This is a genomic window from Cyclobacterium sp. 10D3-21, from assembly GCF_055809755.1.
In genome coordinates this window covers 1,213,096-1,236,060 of the sequence record NZ_CM147924.1, presented here as the reverse complement: position 1 = coordinate 1,236,060, position 22,965 = coordinate 1,213,096, and the positions used below count along the sequence as shown (strand labels likewise).

The following is a 22,965-nucleotide window of genomic DNA, read 5'->3' as shown; positions in this document are numbered from 1 at the left end:
ATGGAAAAAGAAATTGTAGAAAACGGATTAAATGAAAATAGAAGGAAATTTCTATCCAAATTAAGCCTTGGCTTAGGCAGTGTTGCCTTGGGATCTCTATTAATCCCAGATCTCTTTACTGGAAATGCCCAATTAGACACCGATAAATTAATGGCCAGTATACCTCATTTTGCTCCAAAGGCGAAAAGAGTTATTTACATGTTTCAAAACGGAGCTCCAAGCCAATTGGAATCTTTCGATTACAAACCCATGCTTAACAAAAGAATTGGGGAAGAACTTCCCGATTCGATTCGACAAGGGCAGCGGCTAACCGGTATGACTGCCGGACAATCGTCCTTTCCTTTGGTAGGTTCTGCTTATGGATTCAATCAATATGGGAAATCAGGGGCTTGGGTGAGTGATCTTTTTCCTCATACTGCTAAAATTGTAGATGACATTTGCATCGTAAAGTCTATGCACACTGAAGCCATTAATCATGACCCTGCGCTTACCTTCTTTCAAACAGGGGCCCAGGTGGGAAACCGGCCAAGTATGGGCGCATGGCTAAGCTATGGACTTGGAAGTGAAAACAATAATTTACCGAGCTTCTGTGTACTCTTGTCAAGAGGAAAAGGAAACGGACAGGGGGTTTACTCTAAGTTATGGACCAATGGATTCCTGGAATCGGTCCATCAGGGGGTGCAATTTTCTAGTGGTGATGACCCAGTGCTATATCTCAATGATCCCGAAGGCATGAGCAAGGTAGACAGGAGAAGGATGCTGGATAAAATAGCAGCACTTAACCAAATTAACTACAAATCATTTGGAGATCCTGAAATTAGTGCTAAAATCCAACAGTATGAAATGGCATACAGGATGCAGACTGCAGTTCCTGAAGTCACAGATGTAAGCAAAGAGCCTGATAGCATTGTCAAACTTTATGGGCCTGAGTGCCTTGTTTCCGGCACCTATGCAGCCAACTGCCTACTGGCAAGAAAACTGTCTGAAAATGGTGTCCGATTTGTGCAGCTTTATCACCAGGGATGGGACCAGCATGGGAACCTACCAAATGAAATGGCAATGCAGGCTAAAGACACCGACCAGGCATCTGCCGCTTTGATTACCGATCTAAAGCAAAGGGGTTTACTGGATGAAACCCTGGTCATTTGGGGAGGCGAATTTGGAAGAACCAATTATTGCCAAGGGAGGTTTTCTGCAGATAACTACGGAAGAGACCATCACCCCAGGGCTTTTTCCATGTGGATGGCAGGTGGAGGAATAAAACCTGGGACCACTTATGGTGAAACAGATGAGTTTGGATACAATATTGCTAAAGATCCAGTACACGTTCATGATTTTCACGCAACCATGTTACACCTACTTGGAGTAGAACATGAAAAACTCACCTTTAGACATCAAGGAAGAAGGTACAGGCTTACTGATGTTGCCGGAAATTTAGTCAATGGCATCTTGGCCTAACAATTTAAAAGCTTGGTAAAAAATCTATTCACCCCTTTATGTTAACATCCAAATTGAAGGCCATACTGGGCCAGGTACTTTTTACAGTTAATATTTTTGTATTGTTCTTAGTGCTGGCAGACAACCATGTATTGATCCCTGACTGGCTCCACGTATTTGGCAGGATGCACCCTCTATTGTTGCATTTTCCAATAGTAATAATTTTATTGGCTATCTTACTAGTAGGGGTTCCTGACCTTTTATCGAAGAAAGAAGATAGCCAACTATACGGCACAGACTTATTATTGATAGGAGCGCTTACAGCCGGGTTTACAGTCATCGCTGGATTATTGCTCTCCCATGAAACAGGTTATGTGAAAGAAGCCCTTTTCTGGCACAAGTGGACAGGCCTGAGTATCTTCTGGGGATCCTCCCTACTATACTATTTTGTCGATAGTCAAAAACACCTGGTGATCAAAATATCAGCCGCATTTCTAGCGCTGATTGTCATCATATCGGGCCATTTAGGTGCCTCTATTACCCATGGTGAAAATTTCATTACTGCACCTATTGAAAACAATGAGGCGGTGATAGTTAGCCTGGAAGAAGCGGAGGTTTTCCCTCACCTGATCTACCCTATTATTGAAAACAAGTGCCTCAGTTGTCATAAAGCTTCCAAACAAAAAGGGGAGCTAAGAATGGATACTCCTGAAAACCTAATGAAAGGTGGTGAATCAGGACCGGCCGTTGAGCCTTTTGACCTGGAAAACAGCCTGATGTCCCATAGGATAAATCTTCCTGAAGAAGATGAGGATCATATGCCTCCAGAAGGCAAACCACAGCTTACCGAAGAAGAAATATCAATTTTAGACGCTTGGATTAGCTCAGGAGCTATCATTGACAAAAAGGTTTTGGAACTTTCAGACACAAGTAGTGTCTACAAATTGGCGGTTCAGAAATTTGCTGCTGCTCCAAAAGTCTATGAATTTGACGCAGTTTCTAATGAAAAATTAGACGCACTTAATAATTTCTACCGTAAGATCCAGCCTCTGGGAATTGAATCCCCAGCCCTATCTGTTAGTTATTTTGGAAGAGCGAACTTTGACCCTGCCTCTCTGAATGAGCTTTCTGAAGTCAAGGTGCAAACCATTTCCATTAATTTAAATAACATGCCGGTTAAGGATGAAGACTTGGCTACACTTAGTTCATTCCCTAATCTTGAAAAACTATATTTGAATTTCACAGAAATCAAAGGACCCGGTTTACAGGCACTCGTCGGCCTTGAAAACCTCTCGTTACTTTCACTATCCGGAAACAATTTAACGGAAGAAGCGATAGAACCCCTTTCCCAACTAAAGAATGTAAAAAAGCTCTTCCTTTGGAATACAGGCCTATCCAAAGAGTCGTTGGAAAAATTAATGACTGCATTGCCTCAAACCACCATTGAAATTGGCACTGAGGAGAAGTCAACGTTACTGATGTTAAATCCGCCAGTAATTCGTTTCGACAAAGCCTTTTTCAAGGATAAACTTGAGGTTAAACTCACCCACCCAATTGGCACTACAAGTATCTACTACACTTTGGATGGTACAGAGCCCGATAGTAGTAATTTTTTGCTTTATGAAAATCCTCTTGAAATTAAAGAAAATGTATCCATCAAAGCCAGGGCTTTTGCTGAAGGCTGGATTGGCAGTACTGTATCAGAAGCTGAATTTATCCGCGCTACAATCAGTCCTGCTTCCTATGAGATGATTACCCTTCCAGAGGACAGGTATAAGGGAGATGGAAAAGAAAGCCTCTTTGATAAAAAGAAAGCCATTCCCGATGTATGGAATCTAAATTGGTTGGGCTTTTTGAACAACCCACTAGAAGTGGAAATGGAATTTGAAGAACCCACAAATATTTCAGCCATGGCGATCTCACTTTGGCAAAACTTAGGGTCAAGGTTTTTCCCTCCTCAGGAAGTAGAGATATGGACAAGGCCTGATACAAACCAGGATTGGAAACTTTCAAAGACTTTTAGCCCTAAAGCACTTCAAAAAAATGACCCTAGTTACTTGCGACAGGTGCAAATACCCTATGCTGAAAAAGGAGTACAATACCTCAAAATCGTAGCTAAACCAATAGAGAAGCTACCCTCCTGGCACAGTTCTTCAGGAAGTAAAGCCTATCTTATGGTAGATGAAATTGTATTGAATTAAAAAAGGCCTGAAAATTCAGGCCTTTTGTTTAATCTTTGTCTTTTACTTCTTCCTCGCTTTGGGCCAAAAGGTAGGACTTGATAAATTCATTAAGGCCTCCATCTAACACCGCCTGAACATCTGAAGTCTCATGGCCAGTACGTGCATCTTTCACTAGTTTGTATGGGTGCAATACGTAGTTTCTGATTTGTGAACCGAAATCTATTCTCATTTTGCCAGATTCTACCTTGGCTCTTTCTGCATTTCTTTTTTCCATCTCCAGTTGGTACAACCGGGATTTCAACATCTGCATGGCCTTTTCTCTATTCGCCAACTGTGAGCGTTCAATTTGGCACACTACTACGATTCCCGTAGGCTTGTGGGTAAGTTGAACTTTGGTTTCTACCTTATTCACATTTTGCCCTCCGGCTCCACCAGAACGTGAGGTATGTAACTCTATGTCTGCAGGGCTGATATCAATGTTTATGGTATCATCTACTACAGGATACGTGTACACAGAGGCAAATGAAGTATGTCGTCTACCTCCACTATCAAAGGGAGAAATTCTCACCAATCGATGTACGCCACTTTCTGATTTTAAAAACCCGTAGGCAAGCGGCCCTTCAAATTCCAAAGTAGCAGATTTAATCCCTGCAACTTCACCTTCCTGGAGATCTACTTCTCTAACTTTATAGCCATTTTTCTCACCCCACATGATATACATGCGAAGGAGTATGGAGGCCCAATCATTGCTTTCCGTTCCTCCTGCACCTGGATTGATTTCCAACATTGCACTGAGTTGGTCCTCTTCACCACTGAGCATTTTTTTCAATTCCAGGTCCTCTACTAACTTGAGATTCTTGTCAAATTCAGCATCCAATTCTTCAGCCGAAACTTCCCCAGCATTATAAAACTCAAACAGCACCTCCATGTCCTGGATTCCTGTATCGATGGTTTCATATTGAGTTGTCCAGGCCTTTCGAGCCTGAATTTGTTTCATTACTTTTTCTGCTTCTTCAGTATCATCCCAAAAACCTGGTTGTGTTGAAATGGCTTCAAACTCTTCTATTTCTGATTTCTTACGATCGTAGTCAAAGATACCTCCTCAAGGCCGTTACTCGGGCCTTCAAATCTTTCAATTGATCTGATGTCATAATGATTACTTTATTTATTAATTAAATTAAAATGCAAATTTGCTCAATTACTCCTCAATAACCAATTTAAACGCGGATTTTGCAACAGCAATAATAGTGTAGGGCACAATCTTTAGAGCGTCAATAGGTTGTAACACGAAACAAACCTTACATGCATTGTCTAAGGAATAATTGGTAAAACAAGTCGGTTATCTCGGCGCTGAAAAACCTACACAAGGCCCATGAAAATCAGCATTTGAAAAACTGATTTATCCCTTGTAATTATTAACTCAATAGGATGAGAGGATGGGTAGCTGATTTTTTCATCCTTTACTCCAACTTCACATCAGTAATGACCATTAATTTTCTCCTTCCCCCTACTTTGAATTTCTTGTACCTAACGGATTTAAGTATAAGTCCTGCACCTATCAGTGCCGCAGAAGTTACCCAAACACCCGTGCTATAATGGATATTTCCATCATCGGCCAAACTATTAATCCCTCCTGCAAGCAACAATAATGTACCGCTGGCAATTGGAAGCACTGTTAAATTACCTAACGTTTGATTTCGCTCATCTTTATTTCTAATGTCTATTGCTTGTATTTGTTTTAAGCTCAGGACATTTTCCTTCAAGGCAATGTAATCTTTATTAATCTCAAGTATTACGTCCCGAATATAGTAGTCATTGCCCTCTTGCAAATAAATAAATGCATCCCCTACTTCGTAGGTGATACGTGATTTTTGATTGGATCCTTTTTGCAAGGCCAAATAATTCTGAGCGAATAAATCAGCTTGAATCAGATAAAACAAACCAATTAGGGTGATAACCCTAGTAAGGACAATCATAAGCTAAATAAAAATCAAAGGCCAATTAAAAGGTTGAGAATTTTTAGTACTTCATTATCCAGTTGAATTTATCTGGAACTATACCATACTTGATATTGTCCAACGCCTCCAAAATCTGAACTGAAAATGCATTGGGTGAAACTTCAGGTAAATCATAGTCCTTACCATGGATATTAATTAACCTGATAAAGGCTACCGTGGCTGCCGTACCTGTACCAAAAGCTTCTTCCAATTTCCCGGAATTAAGTGCTTCTTCGAGCTCTATCACCGTTAAAAATCGCTCTTCAACAGGCATTTCCATCTCATTAGCCAAGGTCAAAATACTGTCTCTAGTAATCCCTTTGAGAATGGTGCCAGTGGTAGTGGGCGCTGTTATTAATACTCCATCTATCACGAACATCACGTTCATGGTGCCACTTTCTTCGACATATTGATGGGTCTTCCCATCTGTCCACAAAAGTTGGTCATAGCCGTCTTTTTGAGCTTTGAGTGCTGGATAAAGTGACCCAGCATAATTCCCAGCTGCTTTGGCAGCACCTGTCCCTCCTTCTATTGCCCTGGCAAACCTGGTCTCCACCTTTACCGCTACAGGTTTTGCATAATACTTCCCTACGGGAGAAGCAAGGATCATGAATTTGTATTTCTTTGAAGGTCTGATCCCTAGGTAATCATCTGCTGCAAATACAAAAGGCCTAAGATAAAGAGAGCAGCCTGTTTGCTTGGGCACCCATTCTCTGTCCACCTTGAGTAATTCCCGCATTCCCTCCATAAAAAATTCCTTTGGAACTTCAGGAATACACATCCTTTTGGCAGATTCATTTAGTCTTTGTTGATTGGCATCACCTCTGAAAACCAAAATCTCACCTTTCTCATTCCTATAGGCTTTCAGTCCTTCAAAAACCGATTGTCCATAATGCAATGTGGCATTCGCAGGATTTAGCTGAAGCGGACCATAGGGTACTATTTTTGGATTTTGCCAAGCTCCGTCTATATAATCGGCCACAAACATGTGATCACTAATAATCTGTCCAAAAGCAAGCTCATCAAAATTGGTTGTATCCAATTTTGATGTTGAAGCCTTTGTTATATCTATATTTAATGTCTTCTCCATAGCTACTTACTCACTTGGATGCCAAGTGATTTCATTTACATTTAATTCCTTTGCCAACTGCCTTCCTAGTACAAACAGAAAATCAGATAGCCTATTGATATATTCCAGCAATATTTCATCCACCGGAGAACTTTCGGACAGCATAACCATTGCTCTTTCAGCCCTTCTGCATACTGTACGTGCAATATGAGCCGAAGAAACCACTGGATGCCCGCCTGGTATAATAAAATTTTTTAAGGGAGAAAGGTTTCCTTCCATTTCATCAATCTCCAATTCAAGAAAAAAAACATCCTCCTTCTTTATAAGAGGAAGCTTCCCCCCTTTTTTTTCAGGATCACAGGCCAAAATAGCACCAATGACAAAAAGTCTGTCCTGCACTTTGTACAGTACCTCTGAAATGGTTTCATTAGAAATCTGGTCTCTCAACAATCCAATATTTGCATTTAATTCATCGATGTTCCCATAGGCATCAATTCTTAAATGTGACTTTTTTACTCTGGTCCCTCCAAAAAGGGATGTTTTGCCTTTATCTCCCGTTTTGGTATAAATTTTCATTTGTTCTCACACAATGGTTTTATCTATAACAGTAGGATTGGGATTTTTTTCATCAGATTCTACGAGTCCATCTCTAAGCCGAATTACCCGATGTGCATAATGGGCAATATCATCCTCATGCGTAACCATAATAATGGTATTCCCTTTTTGATGCAAGACATGGAAAAGATCCATTATTTCATAGGAAGTTTTACTATCCAAATTACCCGTTGGTTCATCTGCCAGAATGATACTAGGGTCATTTACCAAAGCCCGGGCAATGGCTACCCGTTGTCTTTGCCCACCAGACAATTCATTTGGTTTGTGATGAATACGATCATCCAAGCCAACGCTTTTTATGGCAAGAAAAGCCTTTTCCTCCCTATCAGCCTTGTTATATCCAGCATATATTAATGGCAATGCCACATTTTCCAAACAAGTTGCACGTGGTAATAAATTGAAAGTTTGAAAAACAAAACCGATTTCCTTGTTCCTTATTTCTGCCAACTCATCTTCAGTCATGTCACTTACATCTTTGCTATTCAAGATGTATTGTCCCGCACTGGGAGTATCAAGACAACCAATGATATTCATCAAAGTAGACTTCCCTGAGCCAGAAGGACCCATAAAAGCCACATACTCTCCTCTGTCTACCTCAATGCTTACCGATTTCAGTGCTTGCACTTCCTCAGTCCCCATTCTGTAAACTTTACGTATTTCCTTGGTTCTAATAATTTCTGGCATAGATTGGGATTTAAAATGTGAAGATAGGGTATATTGCTCAAAAACAGGAATTCAACTTGTTAAATTATACCAAAGGGTTTATAGGAATTTCAACTGTAATTCAGTCAAGTCCTCTGGACTAATCCATTCACTCATAAGCCTTAGGTTAGCGCTTGCGTATTGATCTAATCCAATTATACGGCAATATTTAACTAACGTTATCCATAAAATTGGATCCTTGTTAAATTGGCAAGCTCCCTGTAGCATTTCATACCGCTTTTCATTGTCCTTCAATTGGTTGACTTTTGCCAGAACAAGAGGAGTTAAGTAGGGATTAAGCCCTTCTCCCCCAATGTTTTCAGTATCTTCCTCACTACCGACTTTTACAGCTTGTAGGAAACTTTCCAAGTAAAAATCCTGACCAGTGGCTTGCTCGTAACTTTTAGCCATTGTAAGCAACCTTTTGATCTCATCTTCATCAAGCCACTGTGATTTTTTTTGTAATATCTCTTTGGCAAGAATGCCTTTATTCATTTCATTTTTCAGGGAAGCCAGGGAAGGAAGTAATTCTTGACCAAGCATTTTGGGTAAAAACGCCAAGGTTTGGTAGAGCTTTACGGTATCATTGGGCAATAATTGCCCTGAATTATCAAAACCCATCCAATCTGGAAATTTCACGTTTTGAGTTCCAGAAATAAAAGTTGCTTCTTCTTTCATTCCCCCGAAGTACAAAAAGGGCAAATGGGCTGGAATAAATTTTGAATAACCCTTTAAGGATGCCTGTTTCCATTCAATTGCCGCTTTTTCAAAATCACCCTGCTCAGAAAGCACCCATCCTGCAAAGGCATGATAAAAGCCCGCATACTGGTTAAATCTAAAAGCCATGCCGTTTAAGTGTTCAAGCAATACCTTGATGTCCCCTGAGTTATATTTAAATATTAAGGCCGATTCTTTTAAATTTTGCTCTATAGAAAGCGGGAGATTTTCTTGCACTAACATGGAGTCTATTTGAGCGCTGAAAGCAAATCCAGTATTCCCATCTCTGGTATTGGTTAGGTAATTCCTTAGCAGTGACCTCCCTACCACATCATTTGCAAGGGAACGATTATCCAACTCAAGCTCAAAAACCGAAGTATTGCCCCCCTTATTATCCGCTGCCAAGAGGTTAATTTCATTCTTCAACCCTCTCATGAGGGTGTTTTCTTCCTTCAGGGGAACATCATGGGCAACCATTATCCCAGTAGCATTGAGTGTTCTAACTTCCTTAAACCCATCCATTTTATCCAGCGTATTTAAGGCCTCTTTCGGAAGATTCATTCTATGGTAAGTCAAAGCAAGATTATTGGCTAAGTAAGGGTTCCCTGGATAATACTTTAATCCTTCCTCCAGGTAAAAAACAGCTTCATTAGTCCTGGATCGCTTTTCTAACAACCAACTCAATAGCAAGATATCAGTTACCTGTGGGTTATGTTCAAAACTTCGCTCCAATGTTTTCAAGGCCAAAGTGGGTTGATTCTGCTCCAGGTAAATATTGCTTACTGCATAAAGTGCTTTGTCATTTGCCCGGTACCTATCGAAAGCATTTTCGTAAAGGACGGATGCTTCAACAGGCCTTTTAGTAGTATAATAATAATCAGCAGACAGCTGTGTAGACGAAGTGCTGAACTGTATAGCTATTATCCCTTGCGCATAAACCATCAAAATTAACACCGCCATAATTCCTCCTAGTCTCATGTGAAAATAAGGGAAAAAGGGAGGATTATACATTATTTTTTCAATGGCATTTCCACTGTTCATGATAGCCGAGAAATTTACCCAGATGTACAATGTAAACAACAGACCAAAACCCAATTGGCTATAGGCAAACACATGGTGTAAAAAATCAACCATGGGTGTATTAACTGAAAGTTCCGCTTTAAAAAGTACCAGTAGACAGATAGCAAAGCCCCCTAAATAAAAAGACTTGCCTATCCATGCTTCACTGAAAGTCTGGGGAGAATATTTGATTTTATAGTGCGTGTCAAAGAAGCCAATGACACCTATCAAAACGAGTAAAAGTTGAAAAGGAGGTAATGGCCATTTAATCCAATCACCCGTAACTTCCAGGAATACCAAGGCCATAAACCCCAAATATAGGCTTGAAATAATAGCAAAGTGCCACCCGATTTTGATACCAATATCACGATTCAACCTGGACAGAACCAAATAAGTCCCTGACACAAAAGAGTGCCCCGTATAGAGGATAAAAGCGCAGGCCATAACAAGGGCCATCAAAAATATATTTTCAGAAAATAAATAAGTTGGCGAGGGAGCTTGAGCAAAGTAAATCAAAACTGCCAAGCACATAATGCCCATCCCTAAAATCAAAACCATTCTGAACCTTAATGACAGATAATCGAAGAAGAGGTGGACAATAGCTGCTGGAGCCAAAAGAAAAAGCAAACAAATGGCCATGGCATAATTGGTGCCTACTCCCCCAATGTTCAAGCTATTCACGCCACTAATGCTTAACAATAAAATCAACAGCCCTGCTCCGATCAAAAAAGCCTGCCGTTTAAGCAATGTTATTAATACAATAAACAATATCAAAAGGGCCCACACACCAAGCCCCATCACCTGGGTTAAGACCGGAAAAGTAAGGGGGGGCACAGCCTGGAACTGATCAAAGAGAAGGAAATTCTGAACCTCCAATTCAATAAACCCAGAGGCCGAAAGGAACTTACCCAAAGGAACATCGACCCCCTCCGAGAGGGTTAAAAGTTCAATCGACTGAAAAGCACTCCCCGATGTAACTATCCAAAGCAGCCCAGCCCCTGAACCAATAAGTACAACCAGAAAGATAAAAAAAATTGAGCGCTGCCAAATCGAGCGCCGCATTATTCCATAACTTTTGGAACACGGAAATAATCAGAATCTCTTTGGGGAGCATTTTTCAATCCTTTTTCGTGTTCCAGGTGAGCTCCAACTTCATCCTTCCTCATGATGTTTTCTTCAGATGACATGGTAATCAAGGGCTCCACATTACTGGTATCCACCTCATTTAGTTTTTCAACCCAGTCCAAGATTTGAGTCATGTCAGCTGTCATTTTTTTCGCACTATTTTCGTCAAACTCAAGCCTGGCTAAGTGAGCAATTTTTTTAAGAGAATTGATATCTAGTTTCATGAATCGTCTTTTTTATTCGCTAATCGATTATTGTCTTTGTTAAGCTGTTCCTGTATAACACTGAAACACTGTCGCTTAAGCTCATTTACTTCTTTTGTCCCATATCCTTCAACGAGAATGGGCTCATGTAGGATTACTTTTATTGGCTTGCGGCGCAATAAAAACTTCCCATCGTCCGGCAAAATTAAGTGATTGTAAGATAAAGTGACAGGAATTATTGGAATTTGTTTGTCCAAAGCCAATTTAAAAGCCCCATCCTTAAACTTAGCCATTGTTGGAGGACGTTCACTATAAATACCCCCTTCAGGAAAAAAAACCACACTCGCACCCTCATCCAGTACTTTTCTAGCCTTCAATATCGATTCTCCCCTACTTCTTATACTGTCTCTATTCACTCCAATGTGTAGGTTTCGAAACATATAACCAAAAAGCGGTAGTTTATTAAGTGAACTTTTCCCAATAAATACCAGATCAAATGGGATTAAACCTAAAACAGGGATATCCAAATAAGAGAAGTGATTGGCAACGAAAATAAATTGGTCACTTTTCTTCAAATGATTTCGATTCTCAATTTCCACTTTAAAAAAAAGCATTCCAAAAAACAATTTGGACCAAATTCTATTGAGTTTTCTGCCTTGATTTTTTTTACCTGAAATCTCTATGGTATATATAAATATTGGCAACAATATGAGGAAAGCCATAATAAACCCGATAAAACCATAGATAGAATAAATCCTTCTAATAAATTTCATTCTGTAAAAGATGGTTTAGTTTCAGGGATTTTGTAAAATCAAGGGGCATGGGCAAAAAAGCAGGATTTTCCTCCCGAATAGATAGTAAGATTAAGCCTCTATTTTTTTTATTCTCAACGAGGTTCCCTCAGTACTTATCACCTTAATTTTTTCTCCCTTTTCAATAAATTCACCTCTGGAATAGGCATCATACAACTCATCATCTATGATCACTTTTCCACTGGGCATCAAACGAGTATGAGAGACCCCTACTTTCCCAAGCAAATCCTGACCATACGAAGTGGCCGTATACCCATCGGATTTCTGTTGGGTATCTGCTAATGAGATTCTGCTAAAACTTTCCCATTGATTGATTTTTGGCGTCAAGGTAAAAATCAATACGGTGGCAATTGTAGCTGCTAAAATCACCGTTAATAAAGCAGCGAATAGTTTCCCGGAACTAACGAAAGTAAAGTCAAACTGCTCATTTGGCAGCATTCCCATCGTTAATCCGGAAAGAATACAGACAATCCCCAGGATTCCAAAAACACCAAATCCTGGCACTACAAATATCTCCAAAGCCAACAAAACTATTCCCACAATAAAGACCACCAACTCCCAGTTACTGGCAAGCCCTGTAAGGTAATAGGGGATAAAATAAAGTATTATCGCTATTGCACTCGCTGCAAGTGGAAAACCTATACCTGGCGTTTGTATTTCAAAATAAATACCCGCAAATATGATCAGGATCAAAAATCCGCTTACGGCTGGGTTAAGAAAAAGCGAGATAATGTCTTCAGTTGCCGATGGAGAATATTCGTAAATTTCATAATCCTCAAACCCATACCGCTCCACAATTTGTTCAATTGAGGAGACTTCAGCCTCACAAAATCCATTCTCAATAGCCTCTGAAACTGAAAAGGTAATGACTTCACCCTCTTTAGACACTCCTTCCACCTCTATATTTTCATCGACCATGGCTTCCGCAATTTTAGGATCTCTGCCCCTTGCCTCGGCGGTACTCCGCATCATGGAGCGCATATAAGATTGGTATTTGTCCGGCGCTGCTTCACCCGATCCTCCCATCACCACGGTGGCTGCACCAATGCTTCCACCCTTTGCCATATAAATACTATCACATGCAATGGAAATCAAAGCGCCAGCGGATGCCGCATCTTTGTCTATAAAAGAAACGATGGGGATTTTTGATTCCAAAAAGAGTGTTCTAATATCATCAGCATCGTTTACTGCCCCTCCATAAGTATCCATATGAACGATAATCAATGCTGCTTTTTTCTCTGCAGCATCCTCCATAGCCATTCTTACTTTCCTGTTCATTCTAGGGTCTATATCGTCCTTCATTTCAAACACATATACTGTCTGAAGAGAGTCCTTAGATTGTTCAGATTGTGCCAGCGCAATGGGGGTTCCAATAAAATTGAATAATATATAGAGGAATAAACCGAAAGAGAGTTTCATTTATAATACCTGTTTAATATTTCTGTATGAATATACCAATAAAAATGGTCATCGCCCCTATTGGTATAAAATGGAGTTGCAATTGATAAAATAAATATCAAATTTGCATGATTATTAGAAATTTATTGTTAAAAACCGTTAGTAAAATGAAGTGCTGGATATTGATTATTGGGATGATTGGTGTTGCTGTCCCGTCTAAAGGAGCATTACTTGTGGAATCGGATTCTGTGGGGATAGAAAAAATAGGAGGTAAAACCTTTATTATTCACCAGGTAGACCCGCAAGAGACTTTGTTTGGGATTTCAAGAAGGTACAACACCCCAGTAAATGATCTCGTCCAAAACAATGACAATTTAAAGGATGGTCTGAAAATCGGGCAACGCATTAGGGTTCCTTATATTGAGGAAAAGATGATTCCGGAAGGTGCAAAAGTCCACCATGTAACACCAGGTGAGACCTTGTTTTCCATTGCCAAATCCTATAATATCGGCATGGATAAATTGATGGAAGCCAATGGACTGAAAGGAACTGACCTTAGTGTTGGACAAGCACTTATAATAGAAGGCGTTAAGGACACCCCAAAACCTATCGTAGAGGAAAAGGTAGAAGAAACGGCTGCTATAGCTGATCAAACAGTTGCTGTTGCCACAGAAAAAATAAATACCCCAAAAAAACAACCGAAGGAAAAAACTGAAAAAGCACATGTCCCTGTGGTCACGAGCCCATCAGTGCTGGCTTCTCCAACAGTCTCTACTACGGGCAATTGGATTTCTCATCAAGTGATACAGGGTGAAACATTGTTTGCCATAGCAAGGAAGTATGAAGCCAATGTAGCCGACATCATCAAGTGGAATGGACTCTCTTCTAACAATCTGTCCGTGGGACAAACCTTAAAAGTAAGTAGGGAGACCAATGCAAATATCCCCGTTACTCAATTACCAGGTAACAGCACATCTACCTCTGAACAGACCAAGACCGAAACTGCTTCAACACCACCAACAAATAACGTCAGCACATCCACCGCTTTCAAAAATGTTAGTGAAAGTGGTCAGGCAGAGGTGATCGAGGGAACAGGAAACCACAAGAAATTTCTGGTTCTGCATAGAAATGCACCAGTAGGAACTATCATGAGGGTTAGAAATGAAGAAAATGATGTGACAGTTTTCGCAAGGGTAGTTGGTGTATTACCTGAAACAGGTGATAACAGTAAATTACTGATCAAATTATCTAAAGCAGCTTTTGATCAGTTAAAAGCAGTGAACTCTCGCTTCAGAGTTGAGGTATCTTATTAATTATTTATTTTGTCTAATTAAACAAGAGGCTTAGTTAATTAATACTCACCTTGTCTAAGAAAGAAGGGAAGATCTATAGACGATCACCAGCCATTTGTATATGGACAAAGGTTCCAAATTGGTAAAACCTACTGTATTAGAATCAGGATTAAATTATCATATAATTTTGTCATTTAGCCAAAGATAAAAAGGCCATGAGCATAAAAAAGAATAAACCCGTAATAGGAATTAGCATAGGTGATATCAATGGAATTGGTGCAGAGGTTACCATGAAAGCTTTGTTGGACAACAGGCTTCAAAAAATGATTACACCTGTCATCTACGGCCATGGCAAGGCGCTTACCTATTATAGGAAAGCATTGGATATGAATGATTTTAATTTTATTCAAATCAAGAGTATTGAGGAGATCCACCATAGAAAAATCAATGTCATTAATGTTGTACAGGAATCACCTGAGGTCATGCCTGGTGTAGAAACCAGAGACGCGGGCACCATGGCGTTAGCCGCCATAGATCAAGCCATAGTGGACCTAAAAAGCGGTCAATTGGATGCTTTAGTTACTGCTCCTCTAAATAAAAACAACATAAACAGTACTGAAACTCCATTTGTGGGCCATACTGAGTACCTGACCAATGCATTTGACACTAAGGAAAGCATGATGTTTATGGTATCAGAAGACATGCGCATTGGATTGGTAACTGGACACATCCCTCTTAAGGACATCGCAAGTGGGATCACAGGTACAGCCATTAGGGCCAAATTGAAAATAATGATCCACTCGCTCAAGAATGATTTTGGCATTACAAAACCAAAAATTGCGGTCTTGGGCTTAAACCCGCATGCCGGAGAAGATGGACTTTTGGGAATGGAAGAACTAGAAACCATCCAACCTGTAGTGAAAAGTTTTAAAGAAGAAGGTGCTTTGGTTTTTGGTCCTTATCCCTCCGATGGTTTCTTTGGAATGATGCATCAGAAAAAGTTTGATGGCGTGTTGGCCATGTACCATGACCAAGGATTGATCCCATTTAAGACATTATGTTTCGATTCGGGTGTAAATTTCACTGCTGGTCTTCCAATAATCAGAACTAGTCCTGATCATGGAACTGCCTACAATATCGCTGGTAAAAACGATGCAAACGCAGGTTCTATGCGATCCGCAATTTTTCTTGCACATGATATGATTAAAAGAAAAGAAAACTTAACGACTACTTAGTGAAATTATTGAAGGGTAGATTTTATTAATCAGAAATATTTATCTAAATTTGCGGTCTTAATTCAGAAAATGAAATTCATAAGGAAATTCGATATTGACATTATCCCACTGAAAGAAGGGAAGCACAATTTCACTTTTGAAATTGACTCAGAGTTCCTGGATCATTTTGAAAACAGTGGTGACATCGTAAATGATGTGGCCATTAAAGTAGATTTAGAACTTGATAAAAGAATTAACTTAATTGAAGCTAATTTCAATCTGAAGGGGAAAGTAAATCTTACCTGTGACAGAAGTCTTGAGGATTTTGATCATCCTACTGACTTGTCTCATAAGATTCTTTACAAGTATGGGCAGGAAGAGGCAGAAATAGATGATGAGATCTTTTTCATAACCCATGACACCCAAAGCATCAATGTGATGCAATTGATCTATGAATTTATTTTGCTTGGCATCCCTGCAAAAAAAATTCATCCTGATCACCTGACAGAAGAGGATGAGGACGAAGAAGATGAGAACGAGGGCTGGATTGTCTATGAAGCAGGAGAAAGTGACTTAACAGAAGAACAAATGAAAGACGACCAAAATCCGTTTTGGAAAGCTTTGAAGAATTTTAAAAATAACGAATAATCAAAAAATTACATAGATATGGCACATCCTAAAAGGAAAATTTCCAAAACCAGAAGAGATAAAAGAAGAACGCATTATAAATTAAACGCACCTGGTTTGGCTCAGTGTCCTACCACAGGGGAGTTTCATTTGCCTCATAGAGCATTTTGGCTTGAGGATAAATTGTATTATAAAGGACAGGTAATTATGGAAAAGAAGGTTTTAGCCTAATTTTTCCAAATATCCTTGTAGGGCTGCCTGATTTGCTAAAGACCAGGCAGCTTTATTATATGTTGCTGTTGGATATTTTATATTTTTCCCGCTTAATTTTCTCTGAAAATTTTTGTCGGATAATTTCTTGTACAAGTCTGTTTTCTATTTTACTCTCCAGCCAGGAAATAATATCCAAATATAAAAACGCCCTTTTTTCAAAGGGATGGTTCTCGTACACAAGTAACTTTTCCCTTAGCTCTATGAACGCCCCTTTAAGTTCGTGGTCATAGATTCTACTAAGATTACGAATAAAGCGCATCATTTCTTTTTGGACTTGATGTAAATCATCCATCTTAATTAAGAACCGGTAGACATTCCTGATCTGTCCATCTAATTTCTCATCAATTCCAGCCTCATAGCTTGCAATTAATTTTAAGATATGGGCAAAACATTGCAAATCTTCCCTTAAACCTATTTGACTGTTCTGGATCACCTGATCCAGGTATACAATTGCCTTTTCATTGTCCCCGCTTCCAAAATAAAGGCAGGCTATTTTATAATGCAAAACCATAAGGTGATGCACATCAAGTTTTCGTTTGAGTGGCGCTATGTCCCTTAATAAATCAGGAACGATTTCTTTAACCCCCTTAGTAAAATCTCCTTTAAGGAAATAAAAGTTTATCATATTGGAATAGAGGTAAAGAAAGGAAAGAATCCTGCTATTCCCATCCAAAACAAAATCCTTTTGTTGCACACTCACCATGAATTCCCTCAACACCGTGGCAAAACGTTCATAATACCCCAAATAGAACAAGGTATCCAATAAATAATGGTAGGCTTTAAGGTAACTTCCTGTGGCCACTTTTATCATTTGAGGCTCAGAATGAAACAGGTCTACCCAATGTTGCGCTGCTCTATAACAAACAGGGAAATCTTGTATAATATGGAAATACCATACCTGGGCTTGAAATAGGTACATTTTTTCATAAAACCCAAGTGTCATAAAATCATACACAGGCATGTTCTTCTTGTAAAAATTCTCTAGCATTTCTCTGCCCTGCTGATCTTTGATATAACCTGTTTTTAAGTAGATCCCATACAATTGCAATGAAAGGCTTGAAAACCGATTCTTTAGGTCTACCCTTTTTGATAAGGCTGCCGCTTCCTGACTAAGAATATCCGCTCTGTTTTCAATGCTCCTGGTAATGTGTTGGGACTCGATAACTTTTTCCATTTCCACAACTCTAAGCATAATCGTGTCCAGACTGTACTGGCTTGCCACCTGCTTGGCTTTGTCTAACGTTTTTAGGCTTTGCATGTACAAGCCTTTATTGAACAAAATCCTCCCAAAATCTATTTGCTCATTCAACTGCAGTTCTATGTTCCTGTCGGCATACAATAGCCGAAGTGAAGTTAAAACCTGCTTGTATAAATGCGCTTTCATATTTGACAATTGCTTTTTGGTAACCGGGGCTTTTTCCAATAACTGGCGCTCATTATAAGTCCCCATCTTATCCAAAACATCAAAGAGCAGAAGAAATTTAGCTCCTTCATTGGAGGCAAGCCTCTTGGCAAACAATTTAAAATTCCTTTTTTCAGAAGGAGACAAGCTATTTATCAAGTCAAATAAAGAATCTTTTTTACTATTGGGTACCATAATTTAAATTCACTTAATCACCTCATTTACAACACATAACAAGACATTTTTAAACGTTAGGTGTCGGACATATAAAGTTAATCGAATTTATTGGCTTAATGGAAGGTTCTACTTTAGATTTTATTAAAATATTTAAGTTATGGATGAGAATCACGTATTGATCTTTGACACCACCCTACGAGATGGGGAACAAGTGCCCGGATGTAAATTAAACACCCCTCAAAAAATAGAAATAGCACAACAACTGGAGGCTTTAGGTGTAGATGTGATCGAAGCAGGTTTTCCTATTTCCAGCCCCGGAGATTTTAATTCCGTTATTGAAATATCAAAAAATATCACGGAGCCTATCATTTGCGGGCTTTCCAGGGGCGTAAAAAAAGACATAGAAGTGGCGGCCGAAGCGCTTAGATTTGCGCGGAGAGCCAGAATACATACTGGTATAGGAACATCTGACTATCATATCAAGCACAAGTTTAACAGCAATAGAGACAACATCCTTGAATGGGCTGCTGGAGCAGTTGCGCATGCAAAAGGTTTTGTAGAGGATGTAGAGTTTTATGCTGAAGATGCTGGAAGAACAGACAATGAATACCTCGCAAGGGTTTGTGAGGCAGTCATCAAAGCTGGAGCCACAGTTCTAAACATACCTGATACCACAGGCTACTGCCTCCCGGATGAATATGGCGCTAAAATAAAATATCTGGTCGACAATGTAAGGGGAATTGAGAATGTAATTATTTCCGCTCATTGCCACAATGACCTCGGGCTTGCCACTGCCAATTCTATCGCCGCTATAATGAATGGTGCACGCCAAATTGAGTGCACAATCAATGGAATAGGTGAAAGGGCCGGAAACACATCTTTGGAAGAGGTCACCATGATAATGAAGCAGCACCCAAGGCTAAACCTCACCAACAATATTAACTCTAGATTGCTTAATCCAATTAGTCGCCTTGTAGCAGATAGAATGGGAATGATGGTGCAGCCAAACAAAGCCATCGTTGGCTCCAATGCTTTTGCTCATTCTTCTGGCATCCATCAAGATGGTGTTATTAAGAATAGAGAGACCTATGAGATCATTGACCCATTGGAAGTTGGTGTGGATGAATCCATGATCGTTCTTACCGCAAGGTCAGGTAGAGCTGCACTTGCCTATCGCGCACACAAGGTGGGCCATTCCCTTTCCAAAGTGGAGTTGGACAAAGTCTACAATGTTTTCTTGAAACATGCTGATATGAAAAAGGAAATACTGGACGAAGACATTCACCAGATTATTTCTGAAGCGGTTTAAAGCTAAAAAGAATACCTAATAAAAAAACGGAGGACTTACATCCTCCATTTTTTTTCGCCATCCCCAAAAGCCGATTAGCAAAATTTGCTTGCTACTACGAAGCTAATGCGCTAAATTATCCCAAGAAATTAAAAAAATAAAAAATACCGCATGAACAGCATTAAAAAACTAGCCTCCAATTGGCTGAAATTAACCTTCATAATTATGCTACTGGGGACCGGATCCCTACAAGGCATCGCCCAACAATATGATCTATTGATCAAAGGGGGACATTTGATGGATGCAAAAAACAATATTGATGAACCTATGGATATTGCCATAAAAGGTGATAAAATAGCGCTGGTTCAAAAATCAATTGCTTCAGATTTGGCAGCAGAGGTAATAGATGCCACGGGATTGTACGTGAGTCCTGGTCTGGTTGACATTCATACGCATAATTTCTACGGTCTTGACCCAAAAGGGCAATACAGTAGTGGCTACAGTGCCATCCATCCTGATGGCTATACTTTACCTTTTGGAGTTACAACTGTAGTAGATACAGGTGGTTCCGGATGGAGAAATTTCGTACAGTTTAAGGAACAGGTTATCGATAGGGTAAGGACAAGAGTATTGGTAATGCTCAATATAGTAGGGCATGGAATGAAAGGCTCTCTATATGAACAAAACCTGGATGACATGGATCCTAAGATGACAGCTTTGATAGCCAAACAATTTCCAGATTATATTGTAGGGGTCAAGGTAGCCCACTTTTCAGGTCATCAATGGCAACAAATAGACCGACTGGTGAAAGCTGGTGAGATGGCAGACATCCCGGTAATGGTAGATTTCGGTGGGTCCAATCCTCCGCTGTCTTTAGAGACCCTATTCATGGAAAAACTTAGACCTGGTGACATCTATACCCATATTTTTGGTGGTGGTGGCCCAGGAAGAGAAGCCTTGGTAGATGATAAAGGAGAATTACGCCCATTCATTAAAGCTGCACAAGAAAGAGGTATTGTCTATGATGTGGGACATGGCGGATCAAGCTTTCAATTCAAACATGCCATTCCTTCCATTGAGCAAGGAATCAAACCCAACACAATCAGTACTGACAGCCACTTGAGTAGTATCATGAGTGGAATGAAGAACATGAACAATGTAATGTCCAAATTCCTTAACATTGGAATGAACTTACAAGAAGTAGTAACTGCCTCTACCTGGACACCTGCTCAAGTGATTAAGCGACCAGAATTGGGCCATTTAAGCCAAGGTGCTATTGCTGACATTGCTATTTTCAATGTTCTCGAAGGGAATTTCGGCTTCACCGAAAAAACAGGCATTGGTAAAATGACTGGCAAATACAAAATAGAAAATGAATTGACCGTTCGTTCTGGTAAAGTAGTATGGGACTTGAATGGCCTTACTGCTCCAATGTGGAATGAATAAAAAATAACCTATTTATGAAAAGACGACATTTCTTCCAAAATGCCGGAGCATTGTCTGCGGGACTAGCCTTGGGTGTAAGCGATGGCCTATTGGCTGCACAACCAAAAGCAGACTACAAAAAACATCCTTTTATAATAGGTGTAAATGGGCATAAAATCACCTATAATGTACCCAACCTGAGCCAAAAAGTTAAAATCATGCATGTCACTGACACGCATTTATGGCGGGATGATGAAAGAGGTGTTAAGTTCAGGGAGTATAGCGGAAGAATGGCGAAAGCTTACAATGAAACCAAACATTTTCTCACTGGAAAGGCTACCCATCCGGAGGAAGCTTTTGAAGCTACACTAGAAATTGCCAAGCAGGAAAATGCAGATGCAATCACACTGACAGGCGATTTATTTAGTTTCCCTTCAGAAGCAGCCATAGAATGGGCTTTTGACCGACTGGAAAAAACGGGCATCCCCTACTTCTATTCAAGTGGCAATCACGACTGGCATTATGAAGGAATGAAAGGGAGCTTACACCAATTGAGAGAAACCTGGATTAACGAACGGTTACTCCCCTTGTACAAGGGCCGTAATCCACTGATGTATGCGGTGGAAGTGAAGGGGATAAATGTGGTCAATATTGACAACAGTTACTATGAAATACTGCCCGAGCAACTGGCCTTTTATGAAGCAGAAGCCAAAAAAGGAAAACCCATGCTCCTAATGATGCATATTCCACTTTATGCACCAGGAAGAAGCATGGGTTATGGTTGTGGTCATCCTGACTACAATGCTCAAAATGACAGGAATTTTGAAATTGAGCGAAGGGAACGCTGGCCAGAGAACGGTCATAGTAGCACCACCATGGAATTTCACAAAGCGGTTTTCAATACCAACAACCTTTTGGGCGTATTTGCAGGACATATCCATCGCCAAACCATTGACTGGGCCAAGGGTATCCCTCAGTTTCTGACCAGCCCCAATGCCTCTGGAGGTTATTTGGATGTGGACTTTTTACCTATGGAGAATGCTGACAAAGTGAAATTTTCCTAAGAAAAAACATACAAACCGTTTTATCAAACTATTGGCATTTTGCTCGGATCAACTCTTCGTCAAATCCAGCTTGCATGCTTCCATCTTCAAACACCAAAATTGGACGTTTGATCATGCTGCTTTTTTCCTGTAATATGGGAATTGCTGTTGCCTTACTTTCCAATGCTAATTTGGTATCGTCATCCAGCTTTCTAAAAGTGGTGCCTTTTCTATTGACTACGGTATCTAATCCCAATGTCTCAATAAAGCTTTCTAAAAGCTCCTTGGCTGGTTGCTGCTTTTTATAATCGATAAATTCATATTCCTTGCCCAAGGTTTCAAACAAGGTAAAGGTCTTCTTCATCGTATTACAATTTTTTATCCCATAAATCTTTACACTCATGCTATTTTTTTATTGGTTCAAATAATTGTTTTTTCGGTAAGTTCCTCACAATACCTAAATAAATAGGATCGCAATAATCTCAAATAAAGGTAACAATAAAGCCCTAATTGGCCCCGGAAATAGTCGGAATAATTACTTTCCCAACCCTGATTTTTAAAGCGTCTATTGACACTTTAAATGAAAGAATACTCAAAATCATGAGGTAAACTTTAGCCATCATTTTTAAAAATGAAAATAAAACGAATCAATAAATAAGGTCTATTGTTAAACCATTTAGAAAGGCTTTTCATCTTCCATTTTGCTCCAAAAGAAACCCTTTATCAAAAATTGATTGCTTATTAATTTGTATTAAGGAAATTTTACTGAGGAATAAGCAAATAAACCTCGCACAAGTAGATTAAACCTATTGAAAATCAATCGGTTTCAATACTAACATCTAATACTGCGAAAAGCTTTTACGCCCGAATACCCCAAAATAGCTATTGCTTATCCCCATATTCAAAC

At 39.7% G+C, this 22,965-nt stretch carries 20 protein-coding genes; 9 read left to right on the top strand and 11 right to left on the bottom strand.

Translation table 11 applies throughout. The features are described from left to right. Both AC0L7T_RS05205 and AC0L7T_RS05200 read left to right on the top strand, forming a co-directional pair. Complete coding sequence (locus AC0L7T_RS05205; RefSeq protein ID WP_473341424.1) at window positions 1-1,458, top strand: DUF1501 domain-containing protein; 1,458 nt, start codon at window positions 1-3, stop codon at window positions 1,456-1,458. Between the two features lie 38 nt (window positions 1,459-1,496). Continuing rightward, entirely contained in the window at window positions 1,497-3,638 is a 2,142-nt protein-coding gene (locus AC0L7T_RS05200; protein ID WP_473341423.1) for a c-type cytochrome domain-containing protein, read from the top strand. A 28-nt stretch (window positions 3,639-3,666) separates the two neighbouring features. On the opposite strand, the gene prfB is transcribed toward AC0L7T_RS05200, so the two are convergent. From prfB to AC0L7T_RS05155, 9 genes are all read right to left on the bottom strand, one after another. Beyond that, window positions 3,667-4,771, bottom strand: a protein-coding gene (prfB, locus tag AC0L7T_RS05195) for a peptide chain release factor 2 (RefSeq protein WP_473341422.1) whose coding sequence is annotated in 2 segments (ribosomal slippage) — window positions 3,667-4,710 and window positions 4,712-4,771 — 1,104 coding nt in all. Because the reading frame shifts where the segments join, the coding sequence is not laid out codon by codon here. Window positions 4,772-5,080: 309 nt separating this feature from the next. Then, window positions 5,081-5,596, bottom strand: a complete 516-nt coding sequence (locus AC0L7T_RS05190; protein WP_473341421.1) for a hypothetical protein — start codon at window positions 5,594-5,596, stop codon at window positions 5,081-5,083. Window positions 5,597-5,639: 43 nt separating this feature from the next. Then, the gene (locus AC0L7T_RS05185; RefSeq protein ID WP_473341420.1) at window positions 5,640-6,707 is read right to left on the bottom strand and encodes a branched-chain amino acid aminotransferase; all 1,068 of its coding nucleotides are present in this window, start codon (window positions 6,705-6,707) and stop codon (window positions 5,640-5,642) included. A gap of 6 nt (window positions 6,708-6,713) precedes the next feature. Beyond that, window positions 6,714-7,262 carry a cob(I)yrinic acid a,c-diamide adenosyltransferase gene (locus AC0L7T_RS05180; protein ID WP_473341419.1) on the bottom strand — a complete coding sequence of 183 codons (549 nt, stop codon included), beginning with the start codon at window positions 7,260-7,262 and terminating at the stop codon, window positions 6,714-6,716. 6 nt (window positions 7,263-7,268) lie between these two features. Further along, the gene (locus AC0L7T_RS05175; RefSeq protein ID WP_473341418.1) at window positions 7,269-7,985 is read right to left on the bottom strand and encodes an ABC transporter ATP-binding protein; all 717 of its coding nucleotides are present in this window, start codon (window positions 7,983-7,985) and stop codon (window positions 7,269-7,271) included. Between the two features lie 78 nt (window positions 7,986-8,063). Beyond that, complete coding sequence (locus tag AC0L7T_RS05170) at window positions 8,064-10,841, bottom strand: tetratricopeptide repeat protein (RefSeq protein ID WP_473341417.1); 2,778 nt, start codon at window positions 10,839-10,841, stop codon at window positions 8,064-8,066. Beyond that, entirely contained in the window at window positions 10,841-11,128 is a 288-nt protein-coding gene (gene gatC, locus AC0L7T_RS05165) for an Asp-tRNA(Asn)/Glu-tRNA(Gln) amidotransferase subunit GatC (protein ID WP_473341416.1), read from the bottom strand. The genes AC0L7T_RS05170 and gatC overlap by 1 nt, the downstream gene beginning before the upstream one ends. Next, on the bottom strand, window positions 11,125-11,880 hold the full coding sequence (locus AC0L7T_RS05160) for a lysophospholipid acyltransferase family protein (RefSeq protein ID WP_473341415.1): 756 nt from the start codon (window positions 11,878-11,880) through the stop codon (window positions 11,125-11,127). The genes gatC and AC0L7T_RS05160 overlap by 4 nt, the downstream gene beginning before the upstream one ends. A 90-nt stretch (window positions 11,881-11,970) precedes the next feature. Next, window positions 11,971-13,338, bottom strand: coding sequence for an NfeD family protein (locus AC0L7T_RS05155; protein ID WP_473341414.1), 1,368 nt, complete (start codon window positions 13,336-13,338; stop codon window positions 11,971-11,973). Window positions 13,339-13,484: 146 nt separating this feature from the next. On the opposite strand from AC0L7T_RS05155, the gene AC0L7T_RS05150 reads away from it, so the two are divergent. The 4 genes from AC0L7T_RS05150 to rpmF all read left to right on the top strand — a co-directional run bounded on the left by AC0L7T_RS05150 (window position 13,485) and on the right by rpmF (window position 16,681). Beyond that, entirely contained in the window at window positions 13,485-14,630 is a 1,146-nt protein-coding gene (locus tag AC0L7T_RS05150; RefSeq protein ID WP_473341413.1) for a DPBB and LysM peptidoglycan-binding domain-containing protein, read from the top strand. Between the two features lie 194 nt (window positions 14,631-14,824). Next, a complete protein-coding gene (gene pdxA / locus AC0L7T_RS05145) occupies window positions 14,825-15,844 on the top strand; it encodes a 4-hydroxythreonine-4-phosphate dehydrogenase PdxA (RefSeq protein WP_473341412.1) in 1,020 nt (339 codons plus the stop codon). A gap of 69 nt (window positions 15,845-15,913) precedes the next feature. Further along, entirely contained in the window at window positions 15,914-16,471 is a 558-nt protein-coding gene (locus AC0L7T_RS05140) for a YceD family protein (RefSeq protein WP_473341411.1), read from the top strand. An 18-nt stretch (window positions 16,472-16,489) separates the two neighbouring features. Continuing rightward, window positions 16,490-16,681, top strand: coding sequence for a 50S ribosomal protein L32 (gene rpmF / locus AC0L7T_RS05135; protein WP_020891741.1), 192 nt, complete (start codon window positions 16,490-16,492; stop codon window positions 16,679-16,681). 55 nt (window positions 16,682-16,736) lie between these two features. On the opposite strand, the gene AC0L7T_RS05130 is transcribed toward rpmF, so the two are convergent. Next, window positions 16,737-18,320, bottom strand: coding sequence for a hypothetical protein (locus AC0L7T_RS05130; protein ID WP_473341410.1), 1,584 nt, complete (start codon window positions 18,318-18,320; stop codon window positions 16,737-16,739). Window positions 18,321-18,459: 139 nt separating this feature from the next. Between AC0L7T_RS05130 and AC0L7T_RS05125 the strand changes: the two genes are divergently transcribed. The 3 genes from AC0L7T_RS05125 to AC0L7T_RS05115 all read left to right on the top strand — a co-directional run bounded on the left by AC0L7T_RS05125 (window position 18,460) and on the right by AC0L7T_RS05115 (window position 22,079). After that, complete coding sequence (locus AC0L7T_RS05125) at window positions 18,460-19,611, top strand: 2-isopropylmalate synthase (protein WP_473341409.1); 1,152 nt, start codon at window positions 18,460-18,462, stop codon at window positions 19,609-19,611. A 150-nt stretch (window positions 19,612-19,761) separates the two neighbouring features. Continuing rightward, complete coding sequence (locus AC0L7T_RS05120) at window positions 19,762-21,036, top strand: amidohydrolase/deacetylase family metallohydrolase (protein WP_473341408.1); 1,275 nt, start codon at window positions 19,762-19,764, stop codon at window positions 21,034-21,036. Between the two features lie 14 nt (window positions 21,037-21,050). Continuing rightward, window positions 21,051-22,079 (top strand): metallophosphoesterase family protein, encoded by a 1,029-nt coding sequence (locus tag AC0L7T_RS05115; protein WP_473341407.1) that lies wholly within the window; start codon window positions 21,051-21,053, stop codon window positions 22,077-22,079. 28 nt (window positions 22,080-22,107) lie between these two features. Here the strand turns inward: AC0L7T_RS05115 and AC0L7T_RS05110 are convergent, their stop codons facing one another. After that, window positions 22,108-22,422, bottom strand: coding sequence for an ArsC/Spx/MgsR family protein (locus tag AC0L7T_RS05110; protein WP_473341406.1), 315 nt, complete (start codon window positions 22,420-22,422; stop codon window positions 22,108-22,110). Between the last annotated feature and the right edge of the window lie 543 nt (window positions 22,423-22,965).